Origin of the sequence: Thalassorhabdus alkalitolerans (genome assembly GCF_042656525.1) — a bacterium.
Classification (GTDB): domain Bacteria; phylum Bacillota; class Bacilli; order Bacillales; family Marinococcaceae; genus Thalassorhabdus; species Thalassorhabdus alkalitolerans.
Map to the genome: position 1 here is coordinate 32545 of NZ_JBHSOZ010000017.1, position 23173 is coordinate 55717.

A 23173-nucleotide genomic window follows, 5' to 3' on the forward strand; every position below is an offset into this window, starting at 1 on the left:
ATGACATACCGTGATGATTATCAAGTAGAGCGTCCTCAAAAGGTTCATGATATTACCCTCAAAGGAAGAAAAACATTAGAGATTTCAGGTGTGAAAGAAGTTGAAAGCTTTGACAATGAAGAGTTTCTATTAGAAACAGAGCTTGGCTATCTTTCCATCAGGGGCCATAACCTTCACATGAAAAACCTGGATGTAAAGGAAGGCGTTGTTTCTATTGAAGGGAAGGTAGATGACCTCATCTATCTGGATCAGCAGGATAACAAAACAAAAGGCTTATTCGGGAAGTTGTTCAAGTGACACTCTCTGTCCAGTTCTACACTATGCTTGTAATGGTCCTTATGGGAACAGCAGTAGGAATGAATTTAGATTTATATCACCGGTTCCTGGGGAAAGAACGATATTTTTCCTGGAGACGAGCTTTACTTGATGTATTGTTCTGGGTGGTTCAAGCCTTATTGATATTTTATTTTCTCCTTCATGCTAATGAAGGAGAAATGCGTATTTATGTTTTTCTTGCTCTCCTCTTTGGCTTTTATTTTTACCGTCTTTGGGGCAGAGAAGTTTTTATGTCTACCGTCGAGAAAGTAATTACCTTTGTAAAACATTTGCTTCGTATTTGCAAGCAGATAATTACATTAACCGTTTTCAAACCTGTCAAATTCATATTGAAAGTCTTGGTAAGCTTAGGTATGATAGGAATAACAACCTTGTGTTCGATAGCAATAGGAATCTTCCGTGTAATTATATTCCCTCTTCGCTGGTTGGCATCGCCAATTGTTAGCCTGTTTATCCGCTGGTTCCCTCCTTCTTTGCGAAAAAGCATAAATTCTAAGGTAGATTTATTAAAAAAATGGGTAAAGGAGTGGCGGATATTTAAACGTAAAGGTGGTTAGAAATGGCAGATCAAAAAAAGAAAATTACCAGACTGAAAACACAGTACGCAAGCGAGAAGAATCGTGAGCAGGAAAGAATGAAAGCTGTAGAAGAAAAGCGTAGACGCGGCCTGTCACGGCGCCTTACTGCTCTTGCAGCAGTCGGCATTCTTTTTACTATTATTGCCTCCGTTACTTTAATATCCCAGTGGTCCATGCTTGAAGCAAAGAAAGAAGAAAGAAACAGCTTGGAAATAGAGATAAAAGAGCTGCAAGCGGAGGAAATAGAATTGAAGCAGGAGATCGAGAACTACAACGATATAGATTACATAGCAGAAATTGCTAGAAGAGATTATTATCTAACAAAGCCTGGAGAAACGTTATTTAAAGTTCCGGCACAACAACAGTCTGATTGACACTTATTTTTTCATTCAAGTATAATAGTGGTGGCTGGCGGAAGGCATGCATGAAAACTTGCCCTGCTTACAAATAAGTGATTAACAAATTGTCTCACTTATCGTGTATAATAAAGGTGCAGGATATTCTTGCCCAAGGCCGCAATGAAATTTGAGAAGTATACAAGGAGGAGCATTTTTTTCATGTCAATTGAAGTAGGCAGCAAGTTGGAAGGGAAAGTAACCGGTATTACCAACTTTGGAGCATTTGTGGAACTTCCGGGAGGCAAAACCGGACTGGTGCATATCAGTGAAGTTGCCGATAAGTATGTGGATAACATTAATGAATTTTTAACTGTGGGAGATACAGTCACAGTGAAAGTAATGAAAGTAGAGGACGATGGTAAAATCGGCCTTTCTATCCGCAAAGCGCAGGATCGTCCTGAACGTCCAGAGCGTCCAGAGCGACAAGAAAGAACAGACCGTCCTAAAGGTGACCGTCGTGGCGGCTCCGGACGCGGGCCGGGCCGTGGTGGACCAGGCGGACGACCGCAACGCCCCGCTTCTTTTGAAGATAAAATGAATCGTTTTCTAAAAGACAGCGAAGAGCGTTTGGCCTCGTTACGTAAGAACACTGATTCCAAGCGAGGTGGCCGTGGATCTAAGCGCTAATCTTGCTGCCGGCTCTTGCAAATAATATAAGAAAAAGGGTGACTTATACAGGGTGGTGCCTGTTTGCCTCTAACCTTTCCTCCTGATCGTTAAAAAGGAAAGAAGAGACTGTAAGCATTCCCTGCCTGTCACCCTCTTTTCTGTTAAAAAAACTATTGACTTATTTGTAGAGAAAAGATACAATATTTATTGTCGCATAAACGAGGCGGTGTAGCTCAGCTGGCTAGAGCGTACGGTTCATACCCGTGAGGTCGGGGGTTCGATCCCCTCCGCCGCTACCATACTTAGTTTATCTTTACTAAATTAATAGATAAATCTTATAAATACGACCGAAAGGGATCTCCCTTTCGGTTTTTTTGTCTAATAAATGATTGTTTCCTGTTATTTGAAATATATGTAGCCAAATAAAAAGAACCGGATTTAATTATCTGACTTTTTCAACTTCTTTCGCCTTGATCTGTCTTTATAGACAGGTCCTTTTTTTGAAAAAAGAAAAGTTTTAAGATTATAATTAGCTATTTATTTTTGGAAAAAAAAGTAAAATCCTTAGTGGGACAGGGAATTGGTTTAAGAAAAAGAAAACGTCGAAGAGTTTTTTGGGGGGGATTTGGCATTTTGACAAACATTGTACTTTTCAACATCTATACTTGCTTTACAACTCCTTACAAGGCGGTGAAGCATGTGTTACAAAAAGAGACCACGACTAAAAGAAGCGTAGACGTGTTATGGCCTGTTAAACAAACATGGGGAATGATAACCGCAACAGGAAAAAAAGGAAAGGAACGAGCGATACGAGGATCTGAATTGGTTTTTCTGCAGTGGGGAGGGCTCCTTTTTATTGTAGGGGTGCTATTGGGAAGAGCTGTGCTGTTAGCAGAGCTTTATCCTTTTGCCATCCCTTTCTTTGCTGCCGTGTATGTGTGGAGGCGAAACAAAGGGGTCGTTGCAGCGGCAGGTATTCTTTTAGGAACGTTCCTCGGAGCTCCTTTTCACGCTACGTTTGTATTAGGAGGAATTATTCTTTTTGTTTTACTCTTTGAATGGATGAAACGATACAGCTGGAAAACCTCCATGTCTCTTCCTATAAGTGTTTTACTGGCCACCGGGCTTTCACGGTTGTTCGTAAACTGGGCTTCCCTTGGCGAAATTACTAGTTACACAGGGGTAATGACCGGTGTGGAAGCTGGGCTGAGCTTCGTACTTACTATGATATTTATGCAGAGCCTTCCTCTCCTGATGACTAAAAATCGCAGACAGCCTTTAAAACACGAAGAAATTGTCTGCTTCATTATACTTTTGGCTTCAATAATGACTGGTGCTATTGGTTGGGTAATTTATGGCTTAGCTGCCGAGCATATGCTGGCTCGTTACTTGGTGTTGTTGTTTGCTTATATTGGTGGAGCAGCAATTGGTTCAGCTGTCGGGGTAGTCGTAGGTCTGGTGCTAAGCCTTGCAGCGGTAGCTAACCTGTATCAGATAGGGCTCCTGGCATTTGCCGGCTTGCTTGGAGGACTATTAAAAGAAGGGAAAAAACTGGGGGTGAGCCTGGGGCTGTTGTTAGGAACGGCTCTGATTGCTTTATATGGAAATGGAATGGGAGCCGCAAGCTTGACGTTAGCAGAGTCTGCTGTAGCCGTTTTGTTATTTTTCTTTACGCCTAAAGTGGTGACCAGCTTTTTAGCTAAATATGTTCCCGGGACTTCTGAACACGTGCAGGAGCAGCAAAAGCATGCCAAGAAAATAAAAGACGTTACAGCTATGAAAGTCGAGCAGTTTTCAAAGCTGTTTCAAACGCTGTCTCATAGCTTTTCCGTACCCCCGTCTGTTCACAGGAGAGAGGAGGAACAGCATGAAGTGGATTTAATGCTGAGCCAGGTGACGGAAAAAACGTGCCAAACGTGCTTTAAAAAAGAAAGATGCTGGGTTAATCAATTTAATGAGACCTATGAAAGCATGTCAACCATGATTGAAGAATTACAGGTAAGTGGAGGGATTTCCCAAAAGACACAAGGGAGCTGGAGCCGCTTATGCCACTACAATACAAAAGTAATCAATGTGATGAAGGAGGAATTGGCTGATCATGAAAAGAGACAAACATTAAAATTAAAAGTAGAGGAGAGCAGAAGACTTGTAGCGGATCAATTAGAAGGAGTCTCCAAGATTATGGAAAACTTTGCTGGTGAAATACAAAAAGAAAAAGAAAACCATTATTGGCAGGAGGAACGAATACATGATGCGCTTAATCATGCCGGGGTAGAAATTAATCACATTGATATTTATAGGCTGGATGAAGGCAATGTAGAAATAGAAATGATCATGGAAAAGGATGAAGGGTTTGGTAAAGGAGAAAAAGTGATCGCGCCGATGCTTTCCGATATTTTAAATGAACATATTGTTGTTGCAAAAGAAAAAAGTGATGAAGCAGAGGTTGGATATTCCTGCATTACCTTTGTATCAGCCAGGACATACACCGTGGAAACAGGAATAGCGACTGTCGCTAAAGGAGGGACGTGGGTATCTGGTGACAGCCACTCAGCAGTGGACATTGGGTCAGGAAAGTTTGCCGTGGCAATTAGTGACGGCATGGGAAATGGAAAACGAGCCCATGAAGAAAGCAAGGCCACTCTGCAGCTCTTGCAGACCATTTTGCAGTCGGGAATGGATGAAACAGTAGCGATTAAGTCTATTAATTCAATCCTCTCCCTTCGTACAAATGAAGAGATGTTTTCTACACTGGACTTGGCGATGATAGATTTACAGGATGCAGACGCCAAGTTTCTAAAAGTTGGTTCCATACCGAGCTTTGTAAAAAGAGGGAGTAAGGTATTTCAAATAGAAGCAGGTAACCTCCCGATGGGGATGCTGGACAACGTTGAGGTGGATGTCGTAAATGAGCAGTTAAAAGATGGGGATCTTTTAATTATGATGAGTGATGGAATATTTGATGTTCCTAAAGGAATCGAAAACAAAGAAGTGTGGATGAAACGTCTTGTCTATCAGTTAAATGTTAATAAGCCGCAGGAGGTGGCAGATCTTTTATTAGAAGAAGTGATTCGGGCCGGACAGGGGGAAATTAACGATGATATGACGATCGTGGTAGCAAAAATTAAGCGAAATATACCAAAGTGGGCGTCAATACCAGTTGGACAGCATGTAAATCTGTTAAGGAAAAAAGCTCAGTAGCAGAATCATAGAAAGAAAGGAGAGAAAAGTATATTCCCCTTCGGATTTGTGAAAGATGGTACCATTACATCTTCATAACGGAGGGGTATTTTATGAGTAAAGGCACGTTAAAGCAAATTTTGTTGTTAACTGATGGGTGCTCGAATCAGGGTGAAGATCCGGTTGCTATAGCTGCTCTTGGGAAAGAGCAAGGAATAACCACAAACGTTATCGGTGTCCTTGAAGAAGGGATGATGAGCCAGCAAGGGGAGAAAGAAGTTGAGGAGATTGCTTTAGCTGGAGGGGGAATAAGCCAGATTGTATACGCAAAGCAGTTGGCACAAACGGTACAAATGGTAACAAGAAAAGCGATGACACAAACTCTTCATGGGGTGGTGAACAAAGAACTTTCGAGTATTCTTGGAAAAAATCAAGAGTTGGATGATCTTCCTCCTGAGAAGAGAGGAGAGGTGATGGAGGTCGTTGATGAGCTGGGAGAAACCATTCGCCTTGAAGTACTAATTCTAGTAGATACTAGTGCCAGTATGAAAACAAAGCTGCCCATGGTGCAGGAAGCTCTTACTGATTTGTCTGTAAGTTTAAATTCCAGAGTTGGAGAAAATCGCTTTTCCTTATATTCATTTCCCGGGAAAAGAAAAGAGGTAGATCAGCTTCTGGACTGGACTCCAAAGATAGAGTCATTGACCGGCAAATTCCAAAAGCTTACGGTTGGAGGAGTTACTCCTACAGGGCCGGCTTTACAGGCTGCTTTGCTGAATTTTGGAAGACGTCAGGATAAAAGGAGTCTGATTTCTCGTGGTCACGAAGAAGACTACATGGAAGAGTCAGGATTCTAACTTGCAAAGGGGGACATGTATAACAGGGAAATGGCACGGGCACAAGTACCACGTATTAAAAAAGCTTGGGGAAGGAGCGACGGGTACTGTTTATCTGGCCGAATCGCCAAAAGGAAAAGTAGCGGTAAAAGTGGGAAAAAACAATATGTCTATTACTTCAGAGGTCAACGTATTGTCCCACTTTTCAAAAGTGAAAGGACAGGTCTTGGGGCCTTCCCTCCTTGATATGGATGATGTGATCCTTCAAGGAGAGGCCTTTCCGTTTTATGTAATGGAGTATTTAGAAGGAACAACTCTCCTTTCCTTTGTAGAGAACAGAGGAAGTGAATGGGCACCTATATTTATTGTTCAGCTGCTTGGAGACTTGGATCGCCTTCACCGGGCCGGGTGGGTATTTGGAGATCTTAAGCCTGATAATTTAATTATTACCGGTCCTCCTGCAAGAGTCAGATGGTTTGACGTGGGCGGCACTACCCTCATAGGAAGGTCGGTAAAAGAATACACAGAGTTTTTTGATAGAGGATATTGGGGATTGGGAGACCGAAAAGCAACCCCATCCTATGATCTTTTTGCTTCCGCCATGATCTTTCTGAATGTCGCCTATCCAAATAGATTTGAAAAAAAGGGAGGAGAAAACCCTCTTCTTTATCTTTCAGGAAAAATAGAGTCGGCTCCTTTGCTGCGTCCGTACAAGAAAGTATTGATTAGGGCATTAACCGGGGAATATCCAAACGCTCAATTAATGAAAAAAGATTTAATGGAATCCATCTCTGACAAACAGAGAAAAGAAAAGCCTGAAAAAAAAGGAAAGCAATTGAAGAAAAAAAAGAGTCCCCCCCCCGCCAGTGCTCCTCCTGAGAAAAAGCCTTCCTACAAAATAGAAATAATGTTAACTGCCTCTTTTCTCTTTTTAGCATCTGTCTTATACTTAGTGGGACAGTGGATATAATTGAGAAAATTTACTAAAAAGCGAGGTGGGCCTGCTTATGGCAAAAGCAGAAGAAACAATGGATGTATGCCTTTTAGCAGGGCACCTTTTACTAAAATACGGAGCGGAAACATACCGAGTAGAGGATACAATGAAAAGAATGGCGCAAGCCTCGCATATGAAAAAGGTCAACAGTTTTGTTACCACTACCGGTATCTTTTTATCGTTTCAGACTGAAGATGGCTCTGATTTAATGCAGATGATTCGGATCGTTGAAAGGTTTCAGGACTTAAGCAAGGTTACGTCAGTAAACCAAATATCAAGAGAGTTTGTAATTGGAGATATTTCATTAGAAGAAGCAAATCTTCAGCTTCTTGATGTAGAAAACGCTCCTATGAATTATCCTCTCTGGCTCATCTATTTAGCTTCAGGAATAGGTGGGGCAGCTTTTTCGTTTCTAATGGGCGGGAACTTGTTTGATATGCTTCCTGCATTCATAGGAGGAGTCATTACTACATTAAGTCTCGTATTTTTTCAGCATTTTTTGAAAGCCAAGTTCTTTTCAGAGTTCATGGCTGCTTTTATAGGAGGAGGGACAGCTTTTTTTCTTGTGGGTATTGGTTTTGGCTCAAATATTGATCAGATCATTATAGGGTCATTAATTCCGCTGGTCCCGGGTATTCCATTAACGAACTCTGTCCGTGACTTGATGTCGGGAGATCTGGTTGCCGGAGTGGCGAGGGGCTCTGAAGCAGCTTTAACATCACTTTCCATTGCTTCCGGGATAGCCTTATCAGTGACAATATTTTTAGGAATAATAGGGTGATAGAGGTATGTTATTAGAGTTATTCCTTTGTTTTATAGCTACTGCTGCCTTTGGCATAATCTTTAATGTACCTTTCCGTCTTGTTTGGGTTGGAGGGTTCATCGGTGTACTTACATGGTTTCTTTACCGAATCTTGCCTGAATTTGATATTCCATTAGCCTTTGCCACCGGAGCTGCGGCTTTTAGTGCAGCATTTATTTCACACTGGCTGGCACGTTTTCAAAGAGTACCTGTCACTACTTTTACCATTCCGGGGATAATTCCTCTTGTTCCTGGTGGCAAAGCATATGCTACCATGCTTGCATTTGTTGATGAGGATTATATAACCGGCCTTGAGCAGGGAGTAGGGACCTTGCTTCAAGCAGGTGCGATCGCAGCCGGCCTGGTGTTTGCTTTATCTGTGTTTTCAATAGGCAGAGGAGTGGGACAGCGTTATGAAACAAACCGTTAAGGATTTTATTACCTCCCACAAGTTAATTGACAAGGGAGATACCATTGTTGCAGCTGTTTCAGGCGGCCCTGATTCCATGGCTCTTCTTCATTACCTTCATGAGATGAAAGATACCTGGGATCTTCAGGTTGTAGCAGCACATGTGGAGCATGGCCTCCGCGGTACACCCTCTATAAAGGATGCAGAATTTGTAGAGGAGTGGTGCCGGGAGCATTCTGTCCATTTTGAAAAGGTTCACCTTTCATTAGCTGATAAAGTAAAGCAAGACAAAGGATCAGTGCAAAAGACAGCTCGCCAGGCAAGGTACGAATTCCTGGGAAATGTAATGATCAGATGGGGAGCACAGAAGCTTGCAACCGCCCACCACGGAGACGACCAAGTAGAGACAATGCTTATGAAGCAGACGTCAGGAAGAGCGTTAATTGGAGAAATGGGGATACCGGTGAAAAGAGAAGAGGCATATGGCGTAATTATCCGGCCATTTCTCTCGGTTACAAAGGAAGAGATTTTGGCGTATTGTCAAAAAGAAGGAGTTACATACCGGGAAGATGAGAGTAATAAGAAAGACGACTATTTAAGAAACAGGTTTCGAAAAAGGGTCCTTCCTTTTTTAAAAGAGGAAGAACCGGAAGTCCATTCCCATCTACAAAAACTATCTGAATGGATGAATGAAGACAGAAAGTATATAGAAGCGATGGCAGAATCAGAAATAAAGAAGTCAGTCATCTCTAAACAGCCTGATGAAATTACCATATCTGTCCCTTGCTGGGCATCTCTTCCTGTTTCTTTACAAAGACGGGGGATTCCTCTACTATTAAAGTATCTTTTTAGGGATAAAGAGCCAGAACTTTCATCAATACATATAGAGGATTGTCTGCGCCTTATTTCGGGTACTAGTCCCTCAGGACAACTGGATCTCCGCCAGGGACTGAGGGTGGTTCGTTCATACGAGAAATGCCGTTTTACAATGGAAAGACTCGTGGAGAACAGGAATACAGAGGGAAAAAGAAGTCTGAAGGTACCTGGTGAAACAGTGTGGAACGGTCACAAGGTCACAGCAAGGATTAGTGATCAGATTCCACCTGCCTGGAAAGAAAAGGACATATTTGTATGTGAGCTTGAGGGGCTGCCTCTTCCCCTGACAGTGAGAGGGCGTCAGCCAGCTGATCGCATACGGCCAGCGGGGATGAAAGGAAGACAGAAAGTGAACCGGATTTTTATTGATGAAAAAGTCGATAAAAGCATACGTGATCACTGGCCGGTCATTGTTGATGGAGAAGGGGATATTTTGTGGCTTCCCCTGTTAAAAAAATCTGAGAGAGCGCTCACTGCAACACAAAGCAAGCCTTTTTTAATTTTATTGTATGAAAAAAGGTGAAAGTGACAAAATGGTGAAAGATACGGCATCGTGGAGTTTTATGTGCCTATTTAAAGTGCAGGAAGGGTGTAGAGTGCTTTTTCTCATGGTAAGATAGGTCTCGAGGTAAAAAGACGCACGCTTTTGAGGCTTGCAAACATACATTCCATTCGGGAGGGTACACATAAAGAATGAAAGATGAAATCCAAAAAGTTCTAATTACTGAAGAAGAGATCCAGGAAAAAATAGGTGAAATTGCGAAAGATATGACGGCTGAATACGAAGGGCGTTTTCCATTGGTGATTGGAGTGCTCAAAGGAGCTCTCCCTTTTTTGACCGATTTGACGAAACGAATTGATACTCATTTGGAATTTGATTTTATGGATGTATCAAGCTATGGCAACAGTACTGTTTCTTCTGGAGAAGTAAAGATTATTAAGGACCTTGATACATCAGTTGAGGGCCGGGATGTTATTATTCTGGAAGATATCATTGACAGCGGATTGACATTAAGTTATTTGGTAAGCCTAATAAAGCACAGAGGGGCTAAATCATTAAAAATTGTTACTCTTCTCGATAAGCCGGATGGCCGAAAAGTTGACTTAGTTCCTGATGTAGCAGGTTTTAATGTTCCGGATGAGTTTGTCGTCGGGTATGGATTGGATTATGCAGAAAGATATCGAAACCTCCCCTACATTGGTATTCTTAAGCCGGAAATTTACAAGAGCTAATTATTGTGAGGAAGAGAGCAAATATGATACTATTATCTAAGCTTTTATTGTCCGTGGGAGGAGGTCAGGAATGAATCGTATTTTTCGTAATACAATCTTTTACTTGCTTATATTTCTCGTTATCATAGGGATTATCAGTTTCTTGGGAGATGATCCGCAACAAGCTGACCTAGAGGTAACGTCTAATGAATTTGTTAGCACTCTGGAAAACAACGAAGTAACATCCATGATGGTACAGCCTGAAGGAGAAGTGTATTTCGTTCAATATCAAACTCAAGAGTCCGCTGAGGACGAGTATTTTCATACACACATTCCTATTTCAGAAGCATCAACTAACTTACTTATGACAGCACAAGGACCTGATGGGAACGTGGTGACGTTTGAAACGGAACCAGCCGAAGAGCCTGGAGGCTGGGTTACTTTCTTTGTTTCAGTTATCCCTTTCATCATCATCTTTATCCTGTTCTTCTTCTTGCTTAGCCAGGCCCAGGGCGGCGGCAGCAAGGTTATGAACTTTGGTAAGAGTAAGGCCAAGCTTTATCAGGAAGATAAGAAGAAAGCCCGCTTTAAAGATGTGGCTGGTGCAGATGAAGAGAAACAGGAGCTTATGGAAGTTGTTGACTTCCTTAAAGACCCGCGGAAATTCGCCACAATCGGTGCCCGTATCCCTAAAGGTGTTCTTCTTGTAGGACCGCCGGGAACAGGTAAGACATTAATCGCAAGAGCTGTGGCAGGGGAAGCCGGAGTACCGTTTTTCTCCATCAGTGGTTCAGACTTTGTGGAAATGTTTGTCGGTGTCGGTGCATCCCGTGTTCGTGACCTCTTTGAAAATGCAAAGAAAAATGCTCCGTGTATTATTTTCATTGATGAAATTGATGCCGTGGGCCGCCAGCGTGGTGCCGGTGTCGGCGGCGGGCACGACGAACGTGAGCAGACGCTTAACCAATTGCTCGTAGAAATGGACGGGTTTGGTGCCAATGAGGGGATAATTATCATTGCTGCGACAAACCGTTCGGATATTTTGGACCCAGCGCTCTTGCGTCCTGGACGTTTTGACCGTCAGATTATGGTAGGCCGTCCTGACGTGAAAGGCCGTGAGGAAGTACTTAAAGTACATGCCCGTAACAAGCCTTTAGCAGATGACGTGAATTTGAAAGCCATCGCACAGCGTACACCTGGTTTTTCAGGAGCTGATCTTGAGAACCTCTTAAACGAAGCTGCCCTGGTGGCTGCTCGGGAAGACAAAACGAAGGTTCACATGAAGCATGTAGAGGAAGCCATTGACCGTGTAATTGCTGGTCCTGCGAAGAAGAGTCGTGTGATTTCAGAGAAAGAAAAAGGAATCGTTGCGCACCACGAAGCAGGCCATACAGTCGTCGGTGTGAAGCTTGAAAATGCGGATATGGTTCATAAGGTAACGATCGTTCCTCGAGGACAGGCAGGCGGTTATGCTGTTATGCTTCCAAAAGAGGACCGTTACTTCATGACGAAGCCGGAGCTTCTCGACAAAATTGTCGGTCTACTTGGCGGACGTGTAGCTGAGGAAATTATCTATGGCGAGGTAAGTACAGGAGCCCATAATGATTTCCAAAGAGCGACTGGTATCGCAAGGAAAATGGTTATGGAATACGGTATGAGTGATAAGCTGGGACCTCTGCAGTTTGGTTCAGGGTCCGGCGGTCAAGTATTCTTGGGACGAGACATCCAAAATGAACCAAATTACAGTGATGCAATCGCCCATGAAATTGACCAGGAAGTTCAGCGCATTATTAAGGAATCATATGAGCGCTGCCGCCAGATTTTAACCGAAAACAAGGACGCTCTTGAACTGGTTGCTCAAACGCTTCTAGAGCTTGAGACCCTGGATGCTGAACAAATCCAATCTCTTGTTAATGAGAAGAAGCTTCCGGAAGGTCATCATGCGAACCCTGAAAACCAGGACAATGATGATGTGAAGGTAAATATTCAGTCTAAATCAGACAATGACAAGGCTGATGTCTCTTCTTCTGAAGAAGGAAATGTGACAAAAGAGCCAGAAGATGGAATCGAAGAATCTGGTCCAAACGATCTGTCGGAAAATCCAGATCCTGAAGACAGAGATAAGCGTTAAGATGAGTATTTTTTTAAAAAAGGGGTGCCTGCGGGCATCTCTTTTTTAATGCCTGGTATTGTAGCTGAGCAAGCTGGATCAGAAAAAAGGTGTAATACCTCTGGTAAGAAGGGGACAAGTTCTATAGGAATCTGATCAGGGGAAAAGACATTTTGCTTTCATATTTTTTGTCTATAAGCTATTCTTTGTAAGCAAACGTTTTAACAATTAAAAAAGGTGCAATAGTGGTGATATAAATGATTTGTGTAATTGACGTGGGAAACACCAATATAGCGTTAGGGTTATATGATAAAGAGACACTTTTATATCATTGGCGCATTTCTACTGACCGAAGAAAAACGGAAGACGAGTATGGGATGATAATTAAATCTCTAATGGAGAATAATAATGTATCAGCCCAAAGTGTAGAAGGCATTATTATTTCTTCCGTTGTTCCTTCCATGATGTTTGTATTTGAGCATATGTGCAAAAAATACTTCAACCTTTCACCTATGGTGATTGGCCCGGGAATTAAAACGGGACTGAACATTCGGTATGACAGTCCAAGAGACGTAGGGGCTGACAGAATTGTTAATGCAGTCGCAGCTCTGCATCAATACAATGGTCCTTTAGTGATTGTAGACTTTGGGACAGCGACGACTTTTTGTTATATTGATTCCTCAAATCAATACGCAGGGGGGGCAATTGCTCCCGGCCTCACGATTTCCACAGAGGCCCTGTACAATTATGCCTCTAAGCTGCCAAGAGTTGAAATAAGCAAACCAGAGAGCGTAGTAGGGAAAAATACGGTTCATGCTATGCAGTCTGGAATATATTATGGTTTTGTAGGACAGGTAGATGGGATAGTATCTCGAATGATTGACCAGGCTGATCAGACCCCATTTGTCATTGCTACCGGTGGGCTTGCCAAGTTAATCAGCAAAGATTCAAAAACGATCAACAAAGCAGATCCATTTTTAACCTTAAAAGGTTTAAAAGTCATTTATGAAAAAAATAAATAAATCATTAAAAGGAATTTTCTACGGAAAGGATGGACTAGTATGTCTGATTATCTTGTAAAAGCAACGGCCTATGAGGGAAAAGTAAGGGCCTATGCAATTAAATCCACCGAAATGGTGAATGAAGCGGTCCGCAGACATCAGGCGTGGCCAACAGCCGCAGCAGCTTTAGGACGAGCGATGACGGCTGGGTCCATGATGGGAGCCATGCTAAAGGGAGACGATAAACTAACGATTAAAATCGAGGGTGGCGGCCCAATGGGACCAATCGTAGTTGATAGTGACTCTAAAGGGAATACGAGAGGGTATGCTCATAATTTACAGGTTCATTTTGATTTAAATAAGCATGGAAAATTGGATGTAGCCCGGGCAGTAGGAACAGAAGGACATTTGGCAATAGTAAAGGATTTAGGAATGAAGGAGCACTTTACTGGTAACAGTCCTATTGTATCCGGTGAACTTGGAGAGGACTTCACTTATTACTTTGTTACCTCTGAACAGGTTCCTTCATCAGTGGGACTGGGAGTACTTGTTAACCCTGATAATACGATAATGGCTGCTGGTGGTTTTATTCTGCAACTGCTTCCAGGAGCTGATGATGAGCTGATTGACAACTTAGAGAAGCAGCTTGGTGCAATGCCTCCTATTTCTAAGCTCATTGAAAAGGGAAAAAATCCTGAAGAAATTCTCCAAATTATTTTTGGAGAGGAAGTAAAGATTCTTGATAAACAAGAAGTGAAATTCACTTGTCAATGCTCTAAAGAACGAGTTGGAAATGCAATTGTGAGTCTTGGAAGCGAGGAATTAGAGGATATGATCCAAAAGGACAAGGGAGCGGAAACACAGTGCCATTTTTGTAATGAAATCTACAATTTTTCTGTAGAGGACTTACAGGAACTAAAGGAACGTGCGTTGAATAGTGAAAGTAATACCCCTGGATAAAAAGGGGTATTATCATTGAGCCCCGGCTTTAATGAATAAAGTGTTTGACACTTTAAATAATCTACTGGTAAGATAAAAACAATAAAGCCTATGAAATTACTAGGGTATTAGGAGGAGTCTTAATGAGAGTAGCAAATTCAATTACTGATTTAATTGGAAACACTCCGCTAGTAAAGTTAAATCGTTTAGTGGGAGAAAACGACGCAGATGTATACTTAAAGCTTGAATTTATGAATCCGGGAAGCAGTGTTAAAGATCGTATTGCGTTAGCGATGATTAAAGACGCTGCAGAACAAGGAAAGCTTAAAGAAGGAGATACACTTATAGAGCCAACAAGTGGAAACACGGGTATTGGACTAGCAATGGTTGCTGCTGCTCAAGGATACAAAGCAGTGCTTGTCATGCCTGATACAATGAGCATGGAGCGCCGGAATCTGTTACGCGCATATGGTGCAGAACTTGTACTTACACCTGGATCTGAGGGTATGGGTGGAGCAATCCGTAAAGCGAACGAGCTGGCAGAAGAAAATGGATATTTCATGCCTCAGCAATTTGAAAATGAAGCAAACCCTAAGATTCATCGTGAGACAACAGGAAAAGAGCTTCTGGAACAAGTAGACGGTCAAATTGACTCATTCGTATCTGGTATTGGAACTGGCGGCACCATTACAGGTGCAGGTGCCCTCTTAAAAGAAAATTATCCGGAGATGAGAATTGTAGCTCTTGAGCCAACTGACTCCCCGGTTCTTTCTGGCGGAAGCCCCGGCCCGCATAAAATCCAGGGCATTGGCGCCGGTTTTGTACCAAAAATCCTCGACACTGACGTGTATGATGAAGTCGTTCAGGTAAGCAAGGATCAAGCTTACGAATATGCTCGCCGTGCAGCGAGAGAAGAAGGCATCCTTGGCGGGGTATCTTCGGGTGCGGCGATTTATGCTGCATTAGAAGAAGCAAAAAAGCTTGGTAAAGGAAAGAAAGTTGTAGCTATCATTCCTAGTAATGGAGAGCGCTACCTCAGTACACCTCTTTATCAATTTGAAGAATCAGAATAAGAAGCTATTAAAAAGCAGCCGTTTCTGGCTGCTTTTTTTTGGAATCTTTTAAACGATGGGGTAAAACACATTAGCGGAGAAGGCTCCTTATTTTTTTTCTTGTCTCTTAATGGTACAATGAGGAACGATTTAAAGCTTCCCATGGAAGAATGCGAGGAGTGACAATGATGAATGAAGCTTTTTCCCCGCTTCCTGCAAAAGAAAGCCGTCGATACGTCAAAGCGCAGAGCTTTTCTTTTCCAGAGGAGAAGTGGTTTCACGCATATAAACATATGAGCAAAAATCTAGAATATCACGTTCTGCTTGAAAGTGGCCGAAGCGGCCGCTACAGCATGGCCGGCCTCTCTCCTTTTGCTTTATTAAGAGGAAAAGACGATCTATTTACCGTAGAAACAAAAGAGGGGAAAGCTGAAACCAAAGGAGATATCCTTGAGGAAATGAGGCGGTGGCTGGCACCTTACCAAACTAAAAAACATCCGGAGCTTCCCGATTTCCAGGGAGGAGCTATTGGTTTTTTCAGCTATGACCTTGTCCGGCAGGTCGAGCTTTTACCACAGGATTCAAGCGATGATTTAAATACAGATGATTTTTATTTTCTAGTGTTTAACGATGTCTTTCTTTATGATCATCAAGAGAAAAAGCTATGGATAATCGTTCATTACCAAGAGAGTGAACAGCAGAAAGCAGAGGCCAAAATAGCAGATTATTATGCAAGCTGGTCTGATCCTTATCCCTCCTGGGAATGGTCAAACAAAGAAGAGCAAGAGGAAATGTGGGAGGTTTCTCTAAATGAAGGTGAGTTCTCACAAGCTGTACGAAAGGTACAAGACTACATCAAAGCTGGTGACGTGTTTCAAGTAAATCTATCAGTGCGGCAGGCGAAGACTCTTCAAACGGATCCCCTTCATATTTATGAAAAGCTAAGAGAACTTAACCCGTCTCCGTATATGGCTTACATTCACACTCCAGATTTCCAGCTTGTGAGTGGATCACCGGAATTATTAGTAAAGAAGGATGGAGAGGAAGCAAGCACAAGACCGATTGCCGGGACGAGGTCAAGAGGGAAAACCAAGGAGCAAGATCTGGCCCTTGAAGAAGAGCTCCTCTATAATGAAAAAGAGCGGGCTGAGCACGTTATGCTCGTCGATTTGGAAAGAAACGACTTAGGAAGAGTGTGTAAATACGGGAGCGTCTACGTAGACGAACTCATGGTTATTGAACGATACTCCCATGTCATGCATATCGTTTCAAATGTAAAAGGAATACTTGCCGAAGACATAGATGTATATGATATGATAAGAGCAACCTTTCCAGGAGGAACCATTACAGGTGCTCCTAAGATTAGAACCATGGAAATCATTGAGGAGCTGGAGCCTGTCCGACGGGGAGTGTACACAGGATCTATAGGCTGGATTGGGTTTAACGGAGACATGGAAATGAATATTGTCATTCGAACCTTGCTTGCAAAGGAAGGGAAAGCTTATGTCCAGGCTGGAGCAGGTATTGTAATTGATTCTAATCCTGCGGCTGAATATAAGGAGTCCTTGAAAAAGGCAAAGGCCTTGTGGAAGGCAAAAGAGCTGAGTGAAGAAGAGGTATCAGGAAAACAGAGTAGAGCGGAGGAGGAACATTTATGATTTTAATGATTGATAATTACGATTCATTTACGTATAACCTAGTACAGTATCTGGGTGAAATGGGAGAGGAACTGGTTGTAAAAAGAAACGACCAGGTAACTCTTGAAGAGATAGAAGAATTAGCACCGGATTTCATTATGGTATCCCCGGGCCCTTGTACTCCAAACGAGGCAGGGATCAGCATGGAAGCGATCCGTCATTTTGCTGGAAAAATTCCTATTTTTGGAGTGTGTCTGGGTCACCAGTCTATTGCCCAGGTATTCGGCGGAAAAGTGATTCGTGCTGACCGTTTAATGCACGGGAAAACATCCGACATTTATCACGAGGATAAAGGAGTGAACAAGGGACTGCCACAGCCTTTTACAGCAACTCGCTATCACTCGTTAATTGTGGAAAAAGAAAGTCTGCCTGACTGTTTTGAAATTACTTCTTCCACAAAAGAAGGAGAGATTATGGGTATCCGCCATAAAACACTGCCGGTGGAAGGTGTGCAATTTCACCCTGAATCCATAATGACAGGAGACGGAAAAACTCTTTTACGCAACTTTATTGAAACCCACCGGGCTGTACAAGGAGTATAAGATGTATATTCATATAAACGGAAAAATTATGAAGGCGGGCGAAGCTCGCCTTTCCCCTTTTGAACATGGATTTATGTACGGATTAGGGCTTTTTGAAACATTCAGGGTGTATGAGAATCACCCTTTTTTGTTAGATGATCATTTTAGGCGGCTGGAAGAAGGTCTAGCGATGATGAATATTCGGTGGACATACGAGCGGTCATCTGTAGAAGAAGAAATAAATCTTCTTCTTAACGCCAACAATCTTCAAAACGCTTATGTCAGATATAATATCTCAGCAGGAGAACAGGACCTAGGGCTGACAACAAGCCAGTATCACAACCCCACGAAAATTATCTACATGAAGCCTCTCACGCCTCCTGTTTCTTCTCTAACAAAAAAAGGAGTAATCCTTTCTACCTCCAGGAATACGCCAGAAGCTGATATTCGACTAAAGTCCCACCATTACTTCAATAGTATATTAGGAAAAAGAGAGCTTGGAGATCATCCGGATGAAGAAGGTATCTTCCTGACCAGAGAAGGGTATATAGCAGAAGGAGTAGTTTCTAATATATTCTGGCTGAAACAGGGAACACTATATACGCCATCTGTAGACACTGGCATTTTAAACGGAATCACTCGACAATTCGTAATGACATTAGCTAGAAAGCTAGGCTATTACATTCGCACTGGAAGATTTTCGTTGGATCATTTATTGAGTGCAGACGCAGCATTCGTGACAAATTCAATCCAGGAAATTGTGCCTTTATCGGAAATAGATGAAAGAAAGTTTAAAAAGTCTGAGGATATCACACGGTTGAAAGCACACTATGCTTCGTTTCGTGAAAAATTATGGAGCCGTCAAGAAATCTAAACATGCAAGGAGGGACAACAATAATGAAACATTCATTTGTTTCCTGGGGGAAATGGGAGCTCGATTTTACAGAAAAGACGTTTGTTATGGGAATTATTAACGCAACACCTGATTCCTTTTCCGACGGGGGAAGATACAATAATGTAGAAAAAGCGGTTAAAGGGGCGGTTGAGTTTGTAAGACAAGGCGCTGATATTATAGATGTAGGCGGGGAATCAACACGTCCTGGAAGCACAAAAGTAGAGGAGAAGGAAGAGCTGGAAAGAGTCATTCCTACAGTAAGAGAGATGGTAAAACATCTCACTGTTCCTATTTCAGTGGATACATATAAAGCAGAGGTGGCAAGGCAGGCGATTGAAGCAGGCGCCGCGATTATTAATGACGTGTGGGGGGCAAAGGCTGACCCTGACATGGCTCGTGTAGCCGCAAAGTACGACGTACCGATCATTTTAATGCATAACCGAACGAATACTGATTACGGTGATCTGCTTGAAGACATGATTAACGATGTACAGGAAAGCATTGATATTTGCCGCAGAGCCGGAGTGAAAGAAGACAAGATTATACTTGATCCAGGAATCGGTTTTGCTAAGACATATGAACAGAATCTAGAAGCAATGAGAAGAATGGATGAATTTACAGCACTTGGTTACCCGGTTCTTCTAGGAACCTCCAGAAAGTCACTTATTTCAAAAACACTTAACCTCCCGCCTTCAGAAAGGGTAGAAGGAACAGGGGCCACGGTTTGTCTAGGGATAGAAAAGGGATGCAATATTGTCAGGGTGCATGATGTGCTGGAGATGAGCAGAATGGCTACAATGATGGATGTGATGCTTGGAAAGAGGAAGGTGAGTACTTTTGGATAAAATTTTTGTAAATGGGATGGAGTTTTACGCCTATCACGGGGTATTTCCGGAAGAAAACAAGTTGGGACAACGTTTTCGAGTGGATTTGACTCTTGAAGCAGATCTGAGCGAAGCAGCAGCCAGTGATGATTTAAAGAAAAGCGTGAATTATGGAGAAGCCTACCAGGTTGTAAAAGAAATTGTCGAAGGACAAACATATGATTTAGTGGAAACCATAGCCCAGGCAATTACTGATAAAGTACTGGCAGAGTTTTCAATTATTGAGAGGGTCACTGTTAAAGTGATTAAGCCTGATCCTCCAATACCCGGACATTATGATTACGTTGCCATTGAACTAACGAGGGAAAGATAAATGAATGAGGCCTATATCTCACTTGGCTCAAATATGGGGAACCGGGAGCAGTATTTGTTCGAAGCGGTTCACTTATTACAGCAAGTTCCAGGTGTTATCGTGGAAGAAAGTTCGTCTTTATATGAAACCGAACCGGTAGGTGTAACGGATCAGAAATCTTTTTTGAATATGGTCACTAAGATTCAAACAGAGCTTTCACCTGTGGAACTACTAGAAGCAACACAGGAAATTGAAAATAAATTACAGAGAGTAAGGGTTGTTCGGTGGGGCCCCCGCACAATAGACCTTGACATTTTACTCTACAATAAAGAAAATATTGAAATGAGTCACTTAAATATCCCCCATCCCCGCATGATGGAAAGGGCTTTTGTATTAATACCGCTGCAAGAGCTTGCTCCTCACCTTATCTTGCCGGGGTTTCATATAACGATAGATAAAGCGGTAGATCAGCTGTCAGATAAAGATAAAGAAGGTGTAAGCGCATGGAAAAGCAACATTGGGCAAGAAGAATTCGGGCATACCGAAAATTAAAAGGCTATACCCAGCAAAGCTTTGCTAATGAGCTTGGAGTATCTGTTTCTTTATTGGGAGATGTTGAGCGTGGAACGCGCATCCCCGATGAAGAATTTATAGAGAAGGTCACCGAGGCACTAGGGATTTCAAAACACGAGCTTCAATCAGGTTGACACAAAACGAAGGTGAAAATGCTATAGGCATTTGAAATGAAGAATCGAGTGGTTCCTGCTCCGATGGCTGGTGTATGTCATCCGGCATCTCTGACCGCTAAGGATTTTGGAACGGGTTTGGTATGCGCAGAAATGGTGAGTGGCAAAGCCCTCTTGCATAGGAACGAGAAATCTCTTCAAACGCTTTACGTAGAGGAAAGAGAAAAGCTGCTGAGTCTCCAGATTTTCGGAGTGACTAAAGAAACGGTAACAACAGCCGCTAAGGTCATTGATAAGCAGACGAACGCGGACATTATTGAATATGTCCGGTTCCAAAAGTAACAAAGTGTGATGCCGGTGCCAAGTGGCTTCTCTACCCAAGGTCTATGAGATGGCAGCCGTACCGTTGATGCCGTTGACAAGCCAGTGACAGTGAAAATGCGCATGGCATGGGATAAGGACCACATACATGCCGTAAAAAATGCAAGAGCTATTGAAAGAGCGGGCGGACAAGCGGGTATCCCTTCATGGACGAACGAGAGTGCAAATGTATGAAGGGACTGCAAATTGGGATATCATTAAGGAAGTAAATGATCACTTGCATACAAGAGAAGAAATTTCCAATGTTCTTTACAACTACGTAGAAGAAGTGGAAGCGAGAGAAGCTGAAAAAGTTTCTGCCTGCTAAAAAGTGCTTGGATGTGCACGCCCCCTTCTTTAAACTGTAACTAGAGGTCTCCCTCCAAAGCGTCTTCCTTCCGTTGTTCTTTAAGGAGTTTTAGACGAAAGGAGCTAAAGCAGGGCTCCCTCTTTTTTTACATACTTTACTTAGGTTCAATAGAGTTGAAAAATGGTGTACCGAAAATAAGCAGGATCGGGAGTTGATGATATGAGCGAAGAGCTTGAATATAATGACCAGATGAGTGTACGAAGAGATAAGTTGAAGGCAATGCAAGAAGAGGGACAGGATCCATTTGGAGGCCGCTTTGAAAGAACTCATACTGCAGAGTCCATGAAAAAAGAATTCGATCAATATACCAAGGATGAGCTTTCAGAAAAAGAAAGCCATGTCACTTTAGCTGGACGAATCATGACAAAGCGCGGGAAAGGGAAAGCAGGTTTTGCCCATATTCAGGACCTTACCGGGCAGGTTCAGATCTACGTAAGAAAGGATCAAGTAGGCGAGGAACAATACGAAATATTCCAAAGCGCGGATATTGGCGATATTGTAGGTGTTAAGGGATCAGCTTTTAAAACAAAAGTTGGAGAGCTTTCAATCAAAGTGAGCGATTTCACCTTTTTATCTAAATCTCTTCGTCCTCTTCCAGATAAATTTCACGGTTTAAAGGATGTAGAACAAAGATATCGGCAACGCTATCTGGATTTAATTGTGAACCCCGAAGTGCGCGATACATTTGTGACTCGAAGCAAAATCCTTCAATCCATGCGTCGGTACCTTGATGAAAATGGCTACTTGGAAGTGGAAACCCCTATGATGCATTCAATCCCCGGGGGGGCATCCGCGCGTCCTTTTGTGACTCATCATAATGCCTTAGACATGGAGCTATACATGCGAATCGCGATAGAGCTTCATCTAAAAAGGCTCATTGTCGGTGGAATGGAAAAGGTGTATGAAATCGGGCGAGTGTTCCGAAATGAAGGAGTTTCCACTCGTCACAATCCCGAATTCACCATGATTGAATTGTATGAAGCATATGCAGACTACAAAGATATAATGAAATTAACGGAAAACGTGATCGCTCATATAGCACAGGAAGTGATCGGATCAACGAAAATTACCTATGGGGACTATGACGTAGACTTGACACCGGAGTGGAAAAGGGTTCATATGGTCGATGCAATAAAAGAATATACTGGTGTCGATTTTTGGCAGAATATGAGTGATGAAGAAGCAAGAGCTCTTGCAAAAGAGCATAAGGTACCTGTCAAAGAGACAATGAGCTTTGGGCATGTCGTTAACGAGTTTTTTGAACACTTTGTAGAAGAGAAACTTATTCAGCCAACGTTTGTGTATGGACACCCCGTTGCTATTTCTCCCCTTGCCAAAAAGAATCCGGAGGATCCTAGATTTACGGATCGCTTTGAGCTGTTCATCGTAGGGAGAGAACATGCAAACGCCTTTACTGAATTAAATGATCCGATAGACCAGCGGGAACGTTTCGAAGCACAAGTGAAGGAACGGGAGCAAGGAGACGATGAAGCACACATGATGGATGAAGATTTTCTAGAGTCTCTTGAATATGGTCTTCCGCCTACCGGTGGATTAGGTATAGGAATTGACCGGCTCGTTATGCTGTTAACGGATTCTCCATCTATTCGTGACGTTTTGCTTTTCCCGCAAATGCGGCACCAAGAATAATAACCAAATGTAATAACAAAAACACCTGCAGAAAAGGCAGGTGTTTTTTGTAACTAATGCAAGGGTAAAGGAGGGGGGAAAAGAACTATCATTTTCAGAGAGGTTCCGTTATCATTATAAAAGACATTAAAAAAAGTTAGTAAAGGTGTTGCATTTCTTTTTAGATGGTGATATATTATTTCTTGTCGCCAAAAAGCGATGAGGAAACAAACAAATAAAATTGAAGCAGTTATTATACTACGGTAATACAGCTTCTGGTCAGTCATTTCTTTTTATAGGTATTGACACTTTAGCCAGAACTTGTTACTATAACATTCCTGCTTCAAAAAGCGCTCAAAAAACTTTAAAAAAGTTATTGACTTTTTATCAACTATAGTGATATGATAATAAAGTCGCAAAAAGAGCGGCAGGGAAATGTTGTCCTTTGAAAATCGAATGAAAGTCAAACGTCAGTTAATTTCTATTAAAGTAAGTTAAGTTAGTTTC

General features: G+C 42.4%; 24 protein-coding genes, 1 tRNA gene and 1 pseudogene. All 26 read left to right on the top strand.

All coding sequences use genetic code 11. From position 1 onward, the window contains the following. The 26 genes and pseudogenes from yabP to lysS all read left to right on the top strand — a co-directional run bounded on the left by yabP (nt 1) and on the right by lysS (nt 22687). Nucleotides 1–297, top strand: a complete 297-nt coding sequence (yabP, locus tag ACFPU1_RS16950; RefSeq protein WP_100400549.1) for a sporulation protein YabP — start codon at nt 1–3, stop codon at nt 295–297. Beyond that, nucleotides 294–893 carry a spore cortex biosynthesis protein YabQ gene (yabQ, locus tag ACFPU1_RS16955; protein WP_054637350.1) on the top strand — a complete coding sequence of 200 codons (600 nt, stop codon included), beginning with the start codon at nt 294–296 and terminating at the stop codon, nt 891–893. The genes yabP and yabQ overlap by 4 nt, the downstream gene beginning before the upstream one ends. Before the next feature lie 2 nt (nt 894–895). Next, the gene (locus tag ACFPU1_RS16960) at nt 896–1288 is read left to right on the top strand and encodes an FtsB family cell division protein (protein ID WP_385943179.1); all 393 of its coding nucleotides are present in this window, start codon (nt 896–898) and stop codon (nt 1286–1288) included. A 183-nt stretch (nt 1289–1471) separates the two neighbouring features. Then, the gene (locus tag ACFPU1_RS16965; protein ID WP_054637351.1) at nt 1472–1939 is read left to right on the top strand and encodes a S1 domain-containing RNA-binding protein; all 468 of its coding nucleotides are present in this window, start codon (nt 1472–1474) and stop codon (nt 1937–1939) included. A 204-nt stretch (nt 1940–2143) separates the two neighbouring features. Beyond that, nucleotides 2144–2220, top strand: a tRNA-Met gene (locus ACFPU1_RS16970). 400 nt (nt 2221–2620) lie between these two features. Then, complete coding sequence (spoIIE, locus tag ACFPU1_RS16975; protein ID WP_385943181.1) at nt 2621–5122, top strand: stage II sporulation protein E; 2502 nt, start codon at nt 2621–2623, stop codon at nt 5120–5122. 92 nt (nt 5123–5214) lie between these two features. Then, nucleotides 5215–5958: a VWA domain-containing protein gene (locus tag ACFPU1_RS16980; protein WP_054637352.1), complete on the top strand. Its 744-nt coding sequence runs from the start codon at nt 5215–5217 to the stop codon at nt 5956–5958. Further along, nucleotides 5918–6907 carry a protein kinase domain-containing protein gene (locus tag ACFPU1_RS16985; RefSeq protein WP_385943182.1) on the top strand — a complete coding sequence of 330 codons (990 nt, stop codon included), beginning with the start codon at nt 5918–5920 and terminating at the stop codon, nt 6905–6907. The genes ACFPU1_RS16980 and ACFPU1_RS16985 overlap by 41 nt, the downstream gene beginning before the upstream one ends. Before the next feature lie 37 nt (nt 6908–6944). Beyond that, entirely contained in the window at nt 6945–7712 is a 768-nt protein-coding gene (locus ACFPU1_RS16990) for a threonine/serine exporter family protein (protein WP_054637353.1), read from the top strand. A 7-nt stretch (nt 7713–7719) separates the two neighbouring features. Then, nucleotides 7720–8163, top strand: coding sequence for a threonine/serine exporter family protein (locus tag ACFPU1_RS16995; protein WP_054637354.1), 444 nt, complete (start codon nt 7720–7722; stop codon nt 8161–8163). After that, nucleotides 8147–9541: a tRNA lysidine(34) synthetase TilS gene (gene tilS, locus ACFPU1_RS17000; RefSeq protein WP_385943184.1), complete on the top strand. Its 1395-nt coding sequence runs from the start codon at nt 8147–8149 to the stop codon at nt 9539–9541. The genes ACFPU1_RS16995 and tilS overlap by 17 nt, the downstream gene beginning before the upstream one ends. Before the next feature lie 170 nt (nt 9542–9711). Then, nucleotides 9712–10251, top strand: a complete 540-nt coding sequence (gene hpt / locus ACFPU1_RS17005) for a hypoxanthine phosphoribosyltransferase (protein WP_054637356.1) — start codon at nt 9712–9714, stop codon at nt 10249–10251. A gap of 70 nt (nt 10252–10321) precedes the next feature. After that, complete coding sequence (gene ftsH, locus ACFPU1_RS17010) at nt 10322–12361, top strand: ATP-dependent zinc metalloprotease FtsH (protein WP_385943186.1); 2040 nt, start codon at nt 10322–10324, stop codon at nt 12359–12361. Between the two features lie 236 nt (nt 12362–12597). Next, nucleotides 12598–13362 carry a type III pantothenate kinase gene (locus tag ACFPU1_RS17015; protein ID WP_385943188.1) on the top strand — a complete coding sequence of 255 codons (765 nt, stop codon included), beginning with the start codon at nt 12598–12600 and terminating at the stop codon, nt 13360–13362. A 39-nt stretch (nt 13363–13401) separates the two neighbouring features. Further along, nucleotides 13402–14301: an Hsp33 family molecular chaperone HslO gene (gene hslO / locus ACFPU1_RS17020; RefSeq protein ID WP_054637358.1), complete on the top strand. Its 900-nt coding sequence runs from the start codon at nt 13402–13404 to the stop codon at nt 14299–14301. Nucleotides 14302–14423: 122 nt separating this feature from the next. Further along, a complete protein-coding gene (gene cysK, locus ACFPU1_RS17025) occupies nt 14424–15353 on the top strand; it encodes a cysteine synthase A (protein WP_385943190.1) in 930 nt (309 codons plus the stop codon). A gap of 167 nt (nt 15354–15520) precedes the next feature. Then, nucleotides 15521–16990: an aminodeoxychorismate synthase, component I gene (pabB, locus tag ACFPU1_RS17030; RefSeq protein WP_385943192.1), complete on the top strand. Its 1470-nt coding sequence runs from the start codon at nt 15521–15523 to the stop codon at nt 16988–16990. Continuing rightward, nucleotides 16987–17571, top strand: a complete 585-nt coding sequence (gene pabA / locus ACFPU1_RS17035; protein ID WP_054637360.1) for an aminodeoxychorismate/anthranilate synthase component II — start codon at nt 16987–16989, stop codon at nt 17569–17571. Before pabB ends, pabA begins: the two co-directional genes overlap by 4 nt. A gap of 1 nt (nt 17572) precedes the next feature. Next, the gene (gene pabC, locus ACFPU1_RS17040) at nt 17573–18424 is read left to right on the top strand and encodes an aminodeoxychorismate lyase (protein ID WP_385943194.1); all 852 of its coding nucleotides are present in this window, start codon (nt 17573–17575) and stop codon (nt 18422–18424) included. Nucleotides 18425–18447: 23 nt separating this feature from the next. Next, on the top strand, nt 18448–19290 hold the full coding sequence (folP, locus tag ACFPU1_RS17045; protein WP_385943196.1) for a dihydropteroate synthase: 843 nt from the start codon (nt 18448–18450) through the stop codon (nt 19288–19290). Continuing rightward, nucleotides 19283–19642, top strand: a complete 360-nt coding sequence (gene folB / locus ACFPU1_RS17050) for a dihydroneopterin aldolase (protein WP_385943198.1) — start codon at nt 19283–19285, stop codon at nt 19640–19642. The genes folP and folB overlap by 8 nt, the downstream gene beginning before the upstream one ends. Beyond that, nucleotides 19643–20173: a 2-amino-4-hydroxy-6-hydroxymethyldihydropteridine diphosphokinase gene (folK, locus tag ACFPU1_RS17055; RefSeq protein ID WP_385943200.1), complete on the top strand. Its 531-nt coding sequence runs from the start codon at nt 19643–19645 to the stop codon at nt 20171–20173. After that, the gene (locus ACFPU1_RS17060) at nt 20125–20328 is read left to right on the top strand and encodes a helix-turn-helix domain-containing protein (RefSeq protein WP_054637361.1); all 204 of its coding nucleotides are present in this window, start codon (nt 20125–20127) and stop codon (nt 20326–20328) included. Before folK ends, ACFPU1_RS17060 begins: the two co-directional genes overlap by 49 nt. Nucleotides 20329–20391: 63 nt before the next feature. Beyond that, a pseudogene (locus tag ACFPU1_RS17065) lies at nt 20392–20862 on the top strand (tRNA-dihydrouridine synthase). After that, on the top strand, nt 20789–20995 hold the full coding sequence (locus ACFPU1_RS17070; protein WP_385943202.1) for a tRNA-dihydrouridine synthase: 207 nt from the start codon (nt 20789–20791) through the stop codon (nt 20993–20995). The pseudogene ACFPU1_RS17065 and the gene ACFPU1_RS17070 overlap by 74 nt, the downstream one beginning before the upstream one ends. 201 nt (nt 20996–21196) lie before the next feature. Continuing rightward, the gene (gene lysS / locus ACFPU1_RS17075) at nt 21197–22687 is read left to right on the top strand and encodes a lysine--tRNA ligase (protein ID WP_385943204.1); all 1491 of its coding nucleotides are present in this window, start codon (nt 21197–21199) and stop codon (nt 22685–22687) included. Nucleotides 22688–23173: the final 486 nt, after the last annotated feature.